This window comes from Streptomyces sp. NPDC087310 (genome assembly GCF_044744405.1).
Classification (GTDB): Bacteria; Actinomycetota; Actinomycetes; order Streptomycetales; family Streptomycetaceae; genus Streptomyces.
This window is the reverse complement of sequence record NZ_JBIUYF010000006.1, coordinates 575,744-590,460: the sequence shown is the minus strand read 5'-3', so window position 1 is coordinate 590,460 and position 14,717 is coordinate 575,744. Positions and strand designations below refer to the sequence as shown.

Annotated in this window: 10 protein-coding genes; 2 read left to right on the top strand and 8 right to left on the bottom strand. The window is 71.7% G+C overall.

The window, feature by feature from the left end; translation table 11 throughout:
• Window positions 1–29 precede the first annotated feature (29 nt).
• Complete coding sequence (locus tag ACIO3P_RS25445) at window positions 30–1,481, top strand: FGGY family carbohydrate kinase (RefSeq protein ID WP_401852464.1); 1,452 nt, start codon at window positions 30–32, stop codon at window positions 1,479–1,481.
• A 74-nt stretch (window positions 1,482–1,555) separates the two neighbouring features.
• On the opposite strand, the gene ACIO3P_RS25440 is transcribed toward ACIO3P_RS25445, so the two are convergent.
• From ACIO3P_RS25440 to ACIO3P_RS25425, 4 genes are read right to left on the bottom strand one after another with little or no spacing between them, the layout of a single operon-like run.
• The gene (locus tag ACIO3P_RS25440) at window positions 1,556–2,434 is read right to left on the bottom strand and encodes a carbohydrate ABC transporter permease (protein WP_329825765.1); all 879 of its coding nucleotides are present in this window, start codon (window positions 2,432–2,434) and stop codon (window positions 1,556–1,558) included.
• A complete protein-coding gene (locus ACIO3P_RS25435) occupies window positions 2,431–3,411 on the bottom strand; it encodes a carbohydrate ABC transporter permease (RefSeq protein ID WP_401852462.1) in 981 nt (326 codons plus the stop codon). The genes ACIO3P_RS25440 and ACIO3P_RS25435 overlap by 4 nt, the downstream gene beginning before the upstream one ends.
• Window positions 3,408–4,718: an extracellular solute-binding protein gene (locus tag ACIO3P_RS25430; RefSeq protein WP_401852460.1), complete on the bottom strand. Its 1,311-nt coding sequence runs from the start codon at window positions 4,716–4,718 to the stop codon at window positions 3,408–3,410. Before ACIO3P_RS25430 ends, ACIO3P_RS25435 begins: the two co-directional genes overlap by 4 nt.
• Complete coding sequence (locus ACIO3P_RS25425) at window positions 4,715–7,636, bottom strand: family 78 glycoside hydrolase catalytic domain (RefSeq protein ID WP_401852459.1); 2,922 nt, start codon at window positions 7,634–7,636, stop codon at window positions 4,715–4,717. Before ACIO3P_RS25425 ends, ACIO3P_RS25430 begins: the two co-directional genes overlap by 4 nt.
• 393 nt (window positions 7,637–8,029) lie before the next feature.
• Here ACIO3P_RS25425 and ACIO3P_RS25420 point away from each other — a divergent pair, with 393 nt between their 5' ends.
• Window positions 8,030–9,628 (top strand): alkaline phosphatase D family protein, encoded by a 1,599-nt coding sequence (locus tag ACIO3P_RS25420; RefSeq protein WP_329825761.1) that lies wholly within the window; start codon window positions 8,030–8,032, stop codon window positions 9,626–9,628.
• Between the two features lie 103 nt (window positions 9,629–9,731).
• Here ACIO3P_RS25420 and aspA read toward each other — a convergent pair whose 3' ends face one another.
• The 4 genes from aspA to ACIO3P_RS25400 all read right to left on the bottom strand — a co-directional run bounded on the left by aspA (window position 9,732) and on the right by ACIO3P_RS25400 (window position 14,573).
• Window positions 9,732–11,150, bottom strand: a complete 1,419-nt coding sequence (aspA, locus tag ACIO3P_RS25415; RefSeq protein ID WP_401852458.1) for an aspartate ammonia-lyase — start codon at window positions 11,148–11,150, stop codon at window positions 9,732–9,734.
• A gap of 76 nt (window positions 11,151–11,226) precedes the next feature.
• Entirely contained in the window at window positions 11,227–12,252 is a 1,026-nt protein-coding gene (locus tag ACIO3P_RS25410) for an asparaginase (protein WP_401852455.1), read from the bottom strand.
• A gap of 3 nt (window positions 12,253–12,255) precedes the next feature.
• Window positions 12,256–13,839 (bottom strand): amino acid permease, encoded by a 1,584-nt coding sequence (locus ACIO3P_RS25405; protein ID WP_401852452.1) that lies wholly within the window; start codon window positions 13,837–13,839, stop codon window positions 12,256–12,258.
• Window positions 13,836–14,573: a FadR/GntR family transcriptional regulator gene (locus ACIO3P_RS25400; RefSeq protein WP_329825757.1), complete on the bottom strand. Its 738-nt coding sequence runs from the start codon at window positions 14,571–14,573 to the stop codon at window positions 13,836–13,838. Before ACIO3P_RS25400 ends, ACIO3P_RS25405 begins: the two co-directional genes overlap by 4 nt.
• Window positions 14,574–14,717 lie beyond the last annotated feature (144 nt).

Here is a 14,717-nt window from a genome sequence, read left to right as displayed (position 1 = left end):
ATCGAATCGAATCGGCAAGAGGAGACACGGTGTTCGTCGGAGTGGACATGGGTACCTCGGTCGCCAAGGCGGTCGCCTTCGCGGAGGACGGGACGCCGCTCGGCGTGGAGTCGGTCCCGATCTCGCTGGGCGGGCAGGGCGACCACGTCGAGCAGGACATCGAGGAGGTGGTACGCGCCGCCGGCACCGTCGTCGGCGCGGTGACCGCGGGCCGTACCCCCGCCCTGGTCGCCCTCACCGGCCAGGGCGACGGCCTGTGGCTGGCCGACGACCGGGGCCGGGCCGTACGCCCCGCGCTGTCCTGGATGGACGGCCGCGCGGGCGCCCTCGTCGCCGGGTGGATGGCCGACGGTACGGCGCGGGAGATGTACCGGCGCACGGGGAACGTCCTGTTCCCGGGCTCCCCGGGGCCGCTGCTGGCCTGGCTGGACCGGAACGAGCCGCGCTCCCTGGACGCGGCCACGACCGCCGCGTGCTGCAAGGACATCCTCCATCTGCGGCTGACGGGCGAACGCTCCACCGATCTCTCCGACGCCTCCGTCCCCTTCCTCGACCCGCGCACCCGCGCCTACTCCCCCGAGGCCCTGGCCGCCCTCGGCGTCGGCCACCGTGCGGGGCTGCTGCCGCCCATCGCGGCGACCCTGCCGTACGGGGAGGCGCGCGGGAGCCTCCCGGGGCTGCCCGACGGGACGCCGGTCACCTCGGGCCCGTACGACCTGCCCGCGTGCGCGATCGGCGCGGGGGTGACCGAGCCGGGGGACGGGCTGCTCATCGTCGGTACGACGCTGGCGTGCCAGGTCGTGGTCGAACGGGTCGCGTTCGAGGAGGAGCCGGTGGGCTTCCATCTCGCGCTGGCCAGACCGGACCGCCATATGCGGGCCCTGCCCGCGATGACCGGCACGGTCGCGCTCGACTGGGTGCTCGGTGTCACCGGCACCTCGCACGACCAGCTCTCCGATCTGCTGGAGGGAACACCGCGCGGCGCCCGGGGGGTGGCCGCGCTCCCCTATCTCTCCCCCTCGGGCGAGCGCGTCCCGTTCGTGGACCACACCGCGCGCGCCGAGTTCACCGGCCTCGATCTGCGGGCCTCCCGCGCCGATCTCGTACGGGGCATGTGCGAGGCGATCGCCTTCGCGGCCCGGCACTGCCTGGAGGCGGCGGGCCTCACCGGTGAACTGGCCGTGTGCGGCGGCGGGACGCGCAGCCCGGCCTGGCTGCGGCTGTTCGCCGATGTGATCGGACGGCCGCTGCGGGTGGCGCGCGGCCCGGAGCCGGGCGCGCGCGGCGCCGTGCTGGCCGCCGTCGCGGCCCGGGGCGAGCGGCTGGGCCGGGAGCTGGACGTCGCCGCGTGGACGGCGCCGGAGGCGGTCGTCGACCCGGATCCGGAGGGCGTGGCGTTCTACGAGGAGGCGTACGTGGACTACCTGTTCCGGGTGGAGAGCGCGCGGGCCCGGTGGCGCGGCCCGGACGGCACCATGTGAGCCGGGAGGGCGCCCGGAGAGCCGGGCGCCGTCCCGGGAGGGACGGGCGTCGAGGCGCCCGGCCCTCCCGGACCTCAGCCCTTGAGGCCGCTCGCGAACCCCTTGATGACATAGCGCTGGAGCAGCAGGAACACGAGCAGGATCGGCAGCGCGGCCAGCACCAGGCCGGCGAAGACCAGGCCGTAGTCGGAGACGTACTGGCCGACGAAGGCGAACACCCCCACCGGCACGGTCTCCTTGCCGGATCCGCCGAGGTAGAGCAGCGGGGTGAAGAAGTCGTTCCAGATGAACACCGCGTTCAGGATGATCACGGTGCCGGTGATGGGCCGCAGCAGCGGGAAGACGATCCGGGTGAACGCCTGCCGGTGGTCGCAGCCGTCGATCAGCGCCGCCTGCGCGTAGTCCGCGGGCAGGGCGCGGATGAAGCCGGTGTAGAGGAAGACGGTGAACGGGAGCTGGATGCCCGTGTAGAACAGGACCATGCCCTGGTACGTGCCGAGCAGGCCGAGGCTGTCGACCAGTTTGTAGAGCGGGATCATCCCGAGCTGGAACGGCAGCACGATCCCGAGCAGGAAGAGGACGTAGAGCCCGTAGCCGAGTCCGCGCGCCCGGCGGGCCAGGTAGTAGGCGCCGGTGGAGCCGAGGAGGATCAGCAGGAGCAGGCTGACGGTGGTGATGACCGCGCTGCTGACCAGGGCGGGGCCGAGGGACGCGGAGGACCAGGCGTCCCCGAAGTTGGCGAAGGTGGGCGGCGCGGGCGGCGACAGGGGCGACTCGGCTATCTGCCGCGGGTCCTTCATCGCCAGGGTGAGCAGCGCGTACACGGGGAAGAGGAAGACCACCGCGACGGCGATCATCACGAGTTCCAGGAGGTAACCGCTGTAGCGGGAGAACCCTTTCGGCGGACGTCCCGCGGGGCGGACGTCCTGCGGGGCGGGGGCGGTGGTGCTCACGCGGTGACCTCCCGGGCGCGCAGATAGCGGAGCTGGACCAGGGAGACGGCGGCCACGAACAGCGCGAGGACCAGCGCGACGGCGGTGCTGTAGCCGAACTTGCCGAAGACGAAGGCTTCTTTGTAGAGCACCGTCGACAGGGTCTCGCTGGAGGTGCCGGGGCCGCCGTTGGTGGCCGCGTACACCTGGTCGAAGAGTTTCAGGCCGCCGATGGTCGACAGCATCAGGTTGATGGTGAGCGCCGGGGCGAGCAGCGGCCAGGTGACATAGCGGAAGCGCTGCCACGTACCGGCGCCGTCGATCCGCGCGGCCTCGTGGAGTTCGGCGGGCACCCCCTGGAGCCCCGCGAGGAAGATGACCATCGAGTAGCCCGCGTACTGCCACACCACCATCGCGGCGACGGACCACAGGGCGAGAGAGGGGTCGCCGAGCCAGTCCTGGCGCAGCCCGCCGAGCCCGACCGCGCCGAGGATCCCGTTGAGTCCGGCGTCGTCGTCGGGGTTGTAGACGTACTTCCACAGGAAGGCGACCATGACGGGGCTGACCACGGCGGGCGCGAAGAAGATCACGCGCAGCAGGGAGCGCGATCTGATGTTGGCGTGCACGCCGAGCGCGAGCAGCAGTCCGACGGCGTTCTGGACGACGACCACGGCGACGGTGAGCAGCAGGGTGTTGCGGACGGATTCCAGGGCACGCCGGTCGTCCAGCAGGGTACGGAAGTTGTCCAGGCCGACGAAGGAGAAGCCGCCGATGCCGGACCAGTCCGTGAAGGCGTAGACGACGCCCGCGAGGCTCGGGTAGAGGACGACGACGGCGTACACCAGGAGCGCGGGGACGACGAAGCCCCACGGCGGTACGGTGCCGTCGCGCCGCCACTTGGTGGTACGCGCGGGACCGCGGGCGGCGGGACGTTTCCGGGTGTCGGCGGCGGGCGCCGGCGGCCCCTCGGACGTGGTCCGCTCGGGCAGGGTGTTCACGACTTCTTTCCGTAGGCCGTGTCCATCTGTCCCAGCGCGCCCTTGACGTCCGTCTTGCCCGCGAGGAGGTCCTGTACGGCGGCGAAGTGGGCCGGCTGCACCTCCGCGTTGGGCCATGCCTGGTCCATGAAGGGGACGGCGCGGTCGGAGTCGATGATCGGCAGGAAGCCGTCGAGCACCGGGTCGATCCTGGTCGACGCGTCGCGCTGGAACGGGATGGCGGAGACGGCCGTGGCCCAGGCGTTGATGTTCTCCTGCCGGCCGAGGAACTCCACGAACGCCTTGGCCTGGTCCGGGTTCTTGGCGTGGGCGGCGACGCCGAGCCCGACCACGATGCCCGCGGGTATCCACAGCTTCGCCGCGTCGTCGCCGCCGGGGAAGGGGAACATGCCCAGGTCGTCGGGGGTCCGGGTGGCGTCGCGGAAGGTGGAGAGCACGGCGGAGACCTGGACGGCCATGGCCGCCTTGCCGCTCGCGACGAGGGAGGTCTGCTGCTCGAAGGTGGTGCCGTTGGGGTTGTCGTTGAAGTAGCCCTTGGTCTGGAGCTCCTTGTACTTGCCCAGCGCGTCGGCCCAGCCGGACTCGGCGAAGGTGGCGCGTCCGGCGGCCATGTCGGCGTCGAAGCCGGGCGTTTCCGCGTACACCGCGTTGGGGACCAGGGCGTACGAGATGAGCTGGGTGACCCAGGGGGTCTGCGCGCCGAGGGCGATCGGCACGATGCCCTTGGCCTTCAACGTGGCGCAGACGTCGAGGAGTTCGCTCCAGGTGGTGGGCGGCTGGACGCCCGCCTTGGCGAACGCCTTCTTGTTGTAGATGGCGCCGATGACGCTGCTGCCCGCCGAGTAGAGGTAGGTCTTGCCCTCGTAGCGGTAGGCGGCGTCGAAGTTCTTGGGTATGCCCTGGGTCCACTTCTGCGCCGAGAGGTCGGTGAGCAGTCCCGCCTTGGCCAGCTCGACCATGGACATGGCGCTGCCGCTGCCGGGGAACAGGACGTGGACGTCGGGCGCGTTGCCGCCGGCGAGCTGGGTGCGTACGACGGTCTGGACCTGGTCGGTGGGGGCGAAGGAGGTGGCGAACGTGGAGTCGGGGTGGCTCTTGCGGTAGGCGGCGAGCAGTTCCTCGACGGGTTTCTGCTGGTCGGCGACGCCGACGATACGTATCTTGCCGTTGCCGGAACCACTCGAACCCGAGCACGCGGTGAGAGCCGGGGGCAGCGCGGCGAGCGCCGCGGCCCCGCCGCCTATCCGCAGGAAGCCTCGGCGACCGACTGTGCCGGGGAGGGGCGGGGTGCGGGAACCCGTGGTCATTTCGTGTCCTCCTCGTGGGGGCCGGCGTACGACGGCGTCGCCGGACCTGGTGTGCTGAGGTGCGCGGCGTACGGCCGCGGGCCGCTCGCCGTGGTGGCAGCCGGTACGTAGGCCGCGGTGAAGCGGTAGACACCGGAGGCCACGCGGTAGACGGCACGGCCGGGGCCGGTCCCGGCGAGGGTGAGGTGCGCGCCGTCCACGGGCACCTCGCCGGACTCGCGGACCGACGCGGGGTCGGTGGTGGGTACGTGGACCTCGGCGGTGGCGCCCGGGGGGACCCGGACGCGGAGCGCGAAGGTGTCGCCGCGCCGTTCCCAGCGGACGGCGACGGTGCCGCGGACCGATTCGTACCGGGCGCTCGCGTGGGTGAGGTCGCCGGGGGCGGGGCGTACGGTCAGCCGCCGGTAGCCGGTGGACTCCGCGCTCTGGTCGAGTCCGGCGACGCCCCGGTAGAGCCATTCGCCGATCGAGCCGAGCGCGTAGTGGTTGAAGGAGTTCATCGCCGGGGCACGGAATCCGGCGTCGGGGGTCCAGCCGTCCCAGCGCTCCCAGATCGTGGTGGCGCCGTGGTGCAGCGGGAAGAGCCAGGAGGGCGCCTCGGTACGGCGCAGCAGGGCGTGGGCGAGGTCGGCGCGGCCGTACGCGTCCAGGACGGGCGCGGCGAGCGCGACCCCGAGGAAGCCGGTGACGAGTCCGGGGCCCGCGGCCTCGACCAGGTGGGCGAGGCGCCGGGCGGCGGCGCCGGTGTGCTCCTCGGGCAGCAGGCCGAAGGCGAGCGCGAGGAGGTAGCCGGTCTGGGTGTCGCCCTCGATCCGCAGGGTGTCCGTACCCCGGTCCGCACTCCGGTCCGTTCCGCCGTTCGCGCCGGCGTCCGCGCCGGGTGTCCAGGTGACGAAGCGGTCGGTGAAGGCGGCCCGTACGGCGGCGGCCAGCCGGTGGTGGTCGCGGGCGAGGTCGTGGTGGCCGAGTACGTCGGCGGCGCGTGCGGTGAGGTGGGCGCTGTGCGCGAAGTAGGCGGTGGCGACGACGTCGCGCGGAGTGGGGGTGCCGGGGGCCAGCCAGTCGGAGAAGTGCGGTCCGACGCGGTGGCGCCAGATCAGGTCGGGGTTGTGACGGCGGATCAGCTCGACCCAGGCGCACATGCCGGGCAGCGCGCGGGCGAGGAAGCGCGGGTCGTCGTACGTGCGGTAGAGGTGCCACGGGATGATGACGCCCGCGTCGGCCCAGCCGGGGGCGCCTTCGTCGGCGACGCCCACGAGGCGCGGGGCGACGTTGGTGAAGCCGCCGTCGGGGGTACGGGCGTCGTCCACGTCGCGCAGCCACTTGGTGAAGAACGCGGCGACGTCGGCGTTGAGGGCGGCCGTGGGCAGGAAGACCTGGGCGTCCGCGAGCCAGCCGAGGCGTTCGTCGCGCTGCGGGCAGTCGGTGGGCACGCTGACGAAGTTGGAGCGCTGGCCCCAGGTGACGCAGGTGTGGAGCCGCCGGATGTCGGGGTCGGAGCAGTCGAAGGAGCCGGCCCACGGGGTGTCGCTGTGCAGGGCCACGGCGACGATGTCCGGCGCGGCCAGCTCTGCGAGGCCGCTGACCTCGGCGTAGCGGAAGCCGTGGTAGGTGAAGCGCGGCTCGAAGACGGTGTGGGCGCGGCCGTCGCCGATCAGCAGGTCGGTGGCGGCGGCGGTGCGCAGGTTGGCCGTGTAGAGCTGTCCGTCCTCGTCCAGTACTTCGGCGTGGCGCAGCGTCACCCGGGCTCCGTGGGCGAGCCCGTCGACGCGCAGCCGTACGCGCCCGGCGAGGTTCTGGCCGAAGTCGACGACATGGACGCCCTCGCGCAGCCGGGTGACCGTACGGGGCGGCAGTTCGGCGGTGGCGCGTACGGGCTCGTCGGGGGCGGCGACGAGCAGCCGGTGGTCGGCGTCGGTGACCCGCGCGGGCGACCAGTCGCGGTCGTCGTAGCCGGGCAGGTCCCAGCCGTCGGCACAGTGGCGCAGGTCGTGGCATTCGCCCATGAGCAGGTCGGCATGGCGAATCGTTCCTGTGCGGGTGCGCCAGGTGTGGTCGGTGAGGATTCTGGTGGTGCGTCCCTCGGCGTCGACCAGATGGAGTTCGGCCAGGAGCTGGGGGGTGGTCCCGTAGTGGGCGCCGGCCCTGCGGGGTTCGAAGCCGACGAACCCGCTCCACCAGCCGTCGGCGACGGTCGCGGCGAGCACGTTCTCGCCGCTGAGGACCAGCTCCGTCACGTCGTACGTCTGGTACTGGACGCGGTGGTGGTAGTCGGTCCAGCCGGGGGCGAGTTCCGCGTCGCCGACCCGGGTGCCGTTGAGGCGGACCTCGTACAGCCCGCGCGCGCTCACGTACAGCCGGGCGCGGGTGACGGGGGTGGGAGTGCCGGGGAAGGCGCGTCGCAGGACGGGGCAGGGGGCGAGTCCGTGGTGGTCGAGGGCCGCCTCGCCCTCGGTCGGCGCGTCCATCACGCCGATCGGGTCGGGGTCGTGGGTGATCCACGCGGCGCGCCAGCCGTCGTCGTCGGGCGGGTCGGCCGAAGGCGCCATGGTCAGGCCGGTCTCGAACCAGGAGGCGGCCTCGGCGGGTTCCGCCGCGCCCGCCGGGTGGACGGTGACCTGCCAGTGGTAGCGCGTACGGGGCTCCAGCGCGGGCCCGGTGTAACGGACGCCGACCGCGTGCGGGTCCGTCAGCGGCCCGCTGTCCCAGAGGGGTTCGCCGCCCGTGCCGCCCGCGGCGAGGTCCTCCGGCCGCCGTGCCACCCGTACCCGGTGGGCGACGGGGTCGTCGCCCCGCCGGTCGGAGGCGAGCCGCCAGGAGAGCAGGGGCTGCGCCTCGTCGATTCCCAGCGGGGTGACGCGGTGGTCGCAGCGCAGACCGTAGGGGCGCAAGTGCCCCGCTGCGGAGGGACCGGACACGGACACGTCCTTCCTGCGCGCCGGGCTAACGGCGCATCACCATCGTTCCTACGCCGTCGTTCACCACCCACCCGGCGTGAAGACGACACGTCTCCATGTGAAATCTAACGTGAATTCTGTGGCGTGGACACTATGAGCCGCCCGCGAGGAGTGTCAAGGGTGTTACACAGGTGCTGATTGGACACCCCATGGCGCGACCGGTCTTCGCCCCGACGCCGCCGTACAGTCGCCTGCGACAGGCGTTGTCGACCTGGCGGCGGGTGGTCTTGTGACGGGTGAATACGTGTGATATTCACCGTGTGATTACAACATGAACGGACGTTAAATCACGCGTCATTTCCGCCTCGGGTCACGCGGGGATCGCGCACGACGAACGGACCAGGATTCATGCGTATGAACAGTGGGATCAGCACAGCCTCAGGCTTCGGAAGACGGGCGATGCTCGGCGCCACCGGAACGGTCGCACTGGCGGTCGCCGCGGGCAATCTGTCGGCGGGCCGGGCGGGCGCCGCCGAACGCCGCCTCCACGAGGACCCCTTCACCCTCGGCGTCGCGTCGGGCGACCCCTGGCCGGACGGCTTCGTCCTGTGGACCCGGCTCGCGCCGCACCCGCTCGCCCCCGACGGCACCGGTGGCATGGACCCGCGCGCGGTCAAGGTCCAATGGGAGGTCGCGGAGGACGAGCGCTTCCGGCGTGTCGTACGCCGGGGCTGGACCCGCGCGGTGGCCGAACTCGCCCACTCCGTCCATGTCGAGGTCAGCGGGCTCAAGCCGGGCCGGCAGTACTTCTACCGCTTCCTCGCCGGCGGGGTGCTCAGCCCCGTGGGCCGCTCACGCACCGCCCCCTCGCCGACCAGCGACCCCCGCTCGCTGAACTTCGCGTTCGTCTCCTGCCAGGCGTGGTTCGAGGGGTTCTACACCGCCTACCGGCATCTCGCCGAGGAGGACGTCGATCTGATCCTGCACCTCGGCGACTACATCTACGAGAACCCCATCGACGCGATGGGCGGCGTACGCAAGACCCCCGTCGCCGCCGAACTGCGCCCCGAGCCGATGGACCTGACGCAGTACCGCAACCGGCACGCGCTGCACCGCTTCGACAGCGACCTGATCGCCGCCCACCAGGCCCATCCCTTCGCCGTCGTCTGGGACGACCACGAGGTCGAGGACAACTGGGCGGGCGACCGCTCCAAGCACCCGGACGTGGACCCGGCGGTCTTCCGCGAACGCGCCTCGGCGGCGTTCCAGGCGTACTACGAGCACCTTCCGCTGCGGCTGCCGCAGCAGCCCAGCGGCTTCGACGCCCGGATGTACCGCAGTCTGCGCTACGGGCGGATGGCGACGTTCCACATCCTCGACACCCGGCTGTACCGCGACGACCAGCCGTGCGGTGACGGCACCAAGACCGGCTGCGAGGAGCGGCTCGAACCCGACCGCACCATCCTCGGCGCCGAGCAGGAACGTTGGCTCTACCGCGGTCTGGGGCGCTCCGACGCGAAGTGGAACCTGATCCCCCAGCAGATCGCCATGAACCAGGTGGACACCGACCCCGGCCCGGGACAGTCCTTCGTCATGGACTTCTGGGACGGCTATGTCGCCTCGCGCGAACGGCTCTTCAAGGAGATCGACCGCCGGAACGTGTCCAACCCCGTCGTTCTCACCGGCGACATGCACCGGCATCTCGCGGCCGACCTCAAGCGGAACTTCGACGACCCGGACTCCCCCACCATCGGGGTCGAGTTCGTCGGCACCTCCATCTCGACCAAGATGGACGGCATGGACCTCGACCCGTCGGGGGCGAACCTGCTGGCCGCCAACGAGCACATCAAGTTCACCAACTACCAGCGCGGCTACGTCCGCTGCTCCCTCACCCCGCAGACCTGCCGCGCCGACTTCCGGGTCCTGCCGTACGTCACCACCCCCGGCGCCCCCGTGTCGACCCGGATGTCCTTCGTCACCGAGGCGGGCCGGCCGGGCGTGCAGTCCGTCTGAACCGGGCGCGCGACCCCACCGTAACGGCGCGCCGGTCCCGTACCACTGAGGTACGTACGGACCGGCGCGCCCCGCGGATCGTGCCCGGCGCCCCGCGAGGGGACTACGAGGAGACGGGGCGGGGCCCCGTCCCCGCGATCACCTCGGGGCGCAGCAGCGCCGCGAGCCGGTCGGCCGGGAGCAGGCCGCGCTCCAGGACGAGTTCGGCGACGCCCCGGCCGGTGGCCAGCGCCTCCTTGGCGATCTCGGTCGCCGCGGTGTAGCCGATGTGCGGGTTGAGCGCGGTGACGAGCCCGATGGAGTTCTCCACGGTCGCGCGCAGCGTCTCGACGTTGGCGGTGATGCCGGAGACACAGCGCTCGGCGAGAGTGACGCAGGCGGCCCGCAGATGGGTGATGCTCTCCGAGAGGGAGTGCAGGATGATCGGCTCGAAGGCGTTGAGCTGGAGCTGTCCCGCCTCGGCGGCCATGGTGATGGTGACGTCGTTGCCGATCACCTCGAAGGCGACCTGGTTGACGACCTCGGGGATCACCGGGTTGACCTTGCCGGGCATGATGCTGGAGCCCGCCTGGACCGGCGGCAGGTTGATCTCCGCGAAGCCCGCGCGCGGGCCCGAGGAGAGCAGCCGCAGGTCGTTGCAGCTCTTGGAGAGCTTCACGGCGATGCGCTTGAGCACCCCGGAGAGATGGACGAACGCGCCGCAGTCCTGGGTGGCCTCCACCAGGTTGGCCGCGGTGACCAGCGGCAGCCCGGTGATGTCGGCGAGATGGCGGCGGGCGGCCTCCGCGTAGCCGGCGGGGGCGTTGAGCCCGGTACCGATGGCGGTGGCGCCGAGGTTGATCTCGTGGATGAGCAGGACGGCCTCGGCCAGCCGGCTCTGGTCCTCCTCCAGCATCACCGCGTACGCGGAGAACTCCTGGCCCAGCGTCATGGGCACGGCGTCCTGGAGCTGGGTGCGCCCCATCTTGAGGATGTCGTGGAACTCCTCGGCCTTGGCGGCGAACGCCTCGCGCAGGACGGTCATCGCGTCGAGCAGTTCGTGTACGGCGATGATGGTGGCCACGTTGACGGCGGTCGGGTAGACGTCGTTCGTGGACTGGCTGAGGTTGACGTCCTCGTTGGGGTGCAGACGCGCGTAGTCGCCCTTGGTGTGGCCCAGGAGTTCCAGCGCCCGGTTGGCGATCACCTCGTTGGCGTTCATGTTGGTCGAGGTGCCGGCGCCGCCCTGGATGACGTCCACCACGAACTGGTCGTGCAGCCTGCCCTCCTCCCGTATCTCCCGGCAGGCGGCGGCGATGGCCGCGACCTTCTCCCCCGCGAGCAGCCCGAGGTCCTCGTTGGCGCGGGCCGCGGCCTCCTTCACGGCGGCGAGCGCGTCGATGAGGTGCGGGTAGGCGGAGATGGCCGTACCGGTGATGGGGAAGTTCTCCGAGGCGCGCAGTGTGTGCACACCCCAGTACGCGTCGGCGGGGATGTCGCGGTCGCCGAGCAGATCGTGTTCGGAGCGGTGGCCGGCAGTCATGGGGCGGGTTCCTTCGTGAGGGTGGGAGGTCGGCCGGACAGGGCCTGCGCGGCCCGGGGCCGCTGAGGGGGCGGGCTCAACGGGTCGTCACGGGAGCCAGCGCGCCCGCCGCCCGCAGGCTCCCCACCTCCTGGCCGCCACCGATCACGGGGGTACGGGCGAACGCGGCGAGGACATCGGGGTCGACCCCGCACAGGGCGAGGGCCGCGGCGGTCACCGGCATCCTGGCGCGGTCCGCGCCGTCGGCGATCTTCACGCCGACGGCCCGGCCGTCCGGGAGCGCCGCGACCTGGACGCCTTCGAAGCCGTCCTTGGCGAGCAGCCCCGGCACGGCCCGCATCAGCGCGGCCACGTCCCGGCCGGTGCCGGAGACCAGCTCCGGGTGGGCGCGCATGGCGTGCGCGACCCGGCCCTCGTCGGTGTCGGGGGGAGCGGTCGCCAGCCGGGCGACGGCCCGGGTGAGCCCGTGCAGGGAGACGGAGAACAGCGGGGCACCGCAGCCGTCGACCGTCACCCGGGCGATGCGCTGCCCCGTCAGGTCCTCCACGGTCCGGGCGATCTCCTTCTGGAGCGGGTGGCCCGGGTCGAGATAGCCGGTCAGCGGCCACTGGCGGGTCAGGGCCGTCCTGAGCATGGAGGCGTGCTTCCCCGAGCAGTTCTGCGCGAGACGGCTCGGCCCGAGGCCGCGGCGCAGCCACGCGTCGCGTTGTACGGCGCCGTACGGCAGGTCGGGGGTGTTGCCCAGGTCGTCCTCGGTGAGCCCGGCGGAGTCGAGGATGCGCCGGGCGACGGCGAGGTGGATCTCCTCGCCGGAGTGGCTGGCCGCGGTGAGGGCCAGCGCCTCGTCGTCGGGGAGCGGCAGTCCGGCGCGCAGCAGGGCGACCGCCTGGAGCGGCTTGAGCGCGGAGCGCGGGTAGAACGCGGCCTCGATGTCCCCGGCCAGGAACTCCACGCTGCCGTCGGCCGCCAGGACGACGACCGAGCCGTGGTGGACGCCCTCGACGACGCCTCCCCGTACGACATGGGCGAGGGGGACATGGCCCGGTGCGCGGACGGCGGGGGGCTCGCCCGGGGTGCGGCGCGGCGTGATGAGGTCGTCCATGGGTCAGCTCTCGGTGTTCTGGTCGCGGTCGGTGGTGCCGGGGGTGCCGGGGGTGCCGGAGGTCCCGGGGGCCTCGGTGGTGCCGGGGGCCTCGGAGGGGGCGGCGGCGCGCCGGTGGTCCGCCGCGTCCCGGATGGTCCCGACCCGGCCCCGTACCAGGAACCAGCCGCCGACCAGGGCCGCGCCGATCAGCGGCAGGGACAGCACGGTCGTACGGCCCGCGCCGCCGTCCGCGTACATCAGGACCAGTACGGAGGCGAGGAAGAGCAGGGTGATGATCTCGGTCCACGGGGAGCCGGGGAGCCGGTAGCCGGGGCGGGAGAGCAGCCCGGCCTGGGTCTTCCGCCAGAAGAGCAGGTGGCAGATCATGATCATGGACCAGGTGGAGAGGATGCCGAGCGCCGCGAAGTTCAGGACGATCTCGAAAGCCTTGCTGGGTACGACGTAGTTGAGGCCGACACCGAGCACGCAGATGCCGGAGGTGAGCAGGATGCCCCCGTACGGCACCTGGCTGCGGCTCATCACCCCGGTGAACTTCGGCGCCGATCCCGACATCGACATGGAGCGCAGGATGCGTCCGGTGGAGTAGAGGCCGGAGTTGAGGCTGGACATCGCGGCGGTGAGGACGACGAGGTTCATCACGTCGCCCGCCGCGGGGATGCCGATGTTGGAGAGCACGGTGACGAAGGGGCTCTCACCGGCGGAGTACGCGTTCCAGGGCAGCAGCATCGTCAGCAGCACGACCGAGCCGACGTAGAAGAGGGCCACGCGCCACATGATGGAGTTGATCGCCTTGGGCATGATCTTCTCCGGCTCCTTGGTCTCGCCCGCCGTGACACCGACCAGCTCGACCGAGGCGTACGCGAAGACGACGCCCTGGATGACCAGCAGCATCGGGAGCATCCCGGCCGGGAAGAGGCCGCCGTTGTCGGTGATCAGCGAGGGGCCGGGGGTGTGGCCGTCAACCGGGTGCTGGGTGACCAGCAGGAAGATGCCGATGAGCATGAAGACGACGAGCGCGCCGACCTTGATGATCGCGAACCAGAACTCCAGTTCGCCGAAGATCTTCACGGATATGAGGTTCACGGTCAGCACGACCGCGAGGGCGATCAGGGCGAGCACCCACTGCGGTATGTCGGAGAACATGCCCCAGTAGTGGGTGTAGGTCGCCACCGCCGTGATGTCGGCGATCCCGGTGGTCGCCCAGTTCAGGAAGTACATCCAGCCCGCGACGAAGGCGCCCTTCTCACCCATGAACTCACGGGCGTAGCTGACGAACGCCCCGGAGGACGGCCGGTGCAGGACCAGCTCGCCGAGGGCGCGCACCACGAGGAAGGCGAAGAGGCCGCAGACCGCGTAGGCGACGGCGAGGGAGGGGCCCGCGCTGGCGAGCCGGCCGCCGGCGCCGAGGAAGAGCCCGGTGCCGATGGCCCCGCCGATGGCGATCATGTTGATGTGCCGGGACTTCAGGGCCTTGCTGTATCCGGCGTCGCCGGCGTCGACATGGGCGCTCCGGCCGCCCGGAGGGACCGGCGGTTTCTCCGGCTGACACGCCTGCTGCTCTGTCTGGAGGGACTGCTCGCTCACGCCTGCTCTTCGCCTTCTTCGTGGGGGATCGCTCGGTGGGGGGACCGCACGATGGTGGTCAGGGTCGACTCGACCCGTGCGAGGTGGTGGGTCATGGCGTCGACGGCGTCGCTCGCGGACTGCTCGACGACGGCCTCGACGATGGCCCGGTGCTCCAGGTTGGACTGCTCGCGCCGTCCGCCGAGTTCGTTGAGGAACGCGGACTGGCGGGCCAGCGCGTCGCGGATCTCCTCTATGACCCGGCGGAAGACCGGGTTCTGGGCCGCCTGGGCGACGGAGAGGTGGAAGAGGGTGTCCATCGCCACCCACGCGGTGGTGTCGGTCTCGTGTTCCATCCGCTCCAGCAGATGGGTGAGGTGATCGAGGTCCTCGGCGGTACGGCGGGTGGCCGCGTACCCGGCGACCGGGATCTCCACATGGCGGCGTACCTCCAGGAGGTCGCTCGCCGAGTAGTCGCCGAAGGTGGGATCCTCCACCGGACCGTTGGACACGACGAAGGTGCCTTTTCCGGTACGTGAGACGGTCAGTCCCATCGTCTGGAGTGCCCGCAGGGCCTCGCGGAGGACGGGCCGGCTCACTTCGAGACGGCGGCAGAGCTCAGCCTCGGAGGGCAGCTTCTCCCCCACCGCGTACTCGCTCCGCTCGATGGCGCTCCGGAGATGGTTCAGCACGGCTTCCATCGCGCTGATCCTTCTGGGCACGCCCCCGGCTGTCTGGCTGTCTGACAGGTTCACCCGGGCATCCTGATTTGCGTGAACCGGAACTGTCAAGAGTCTGAACAGGGATCTCGCACGGTCCTGGCGGTCCTGGGTGATCCACCAAGCCTTCGGGCCCGGCCGGCGCGGCGGACGGGCCCGAGGATCCGGTCAGGTCGCGCG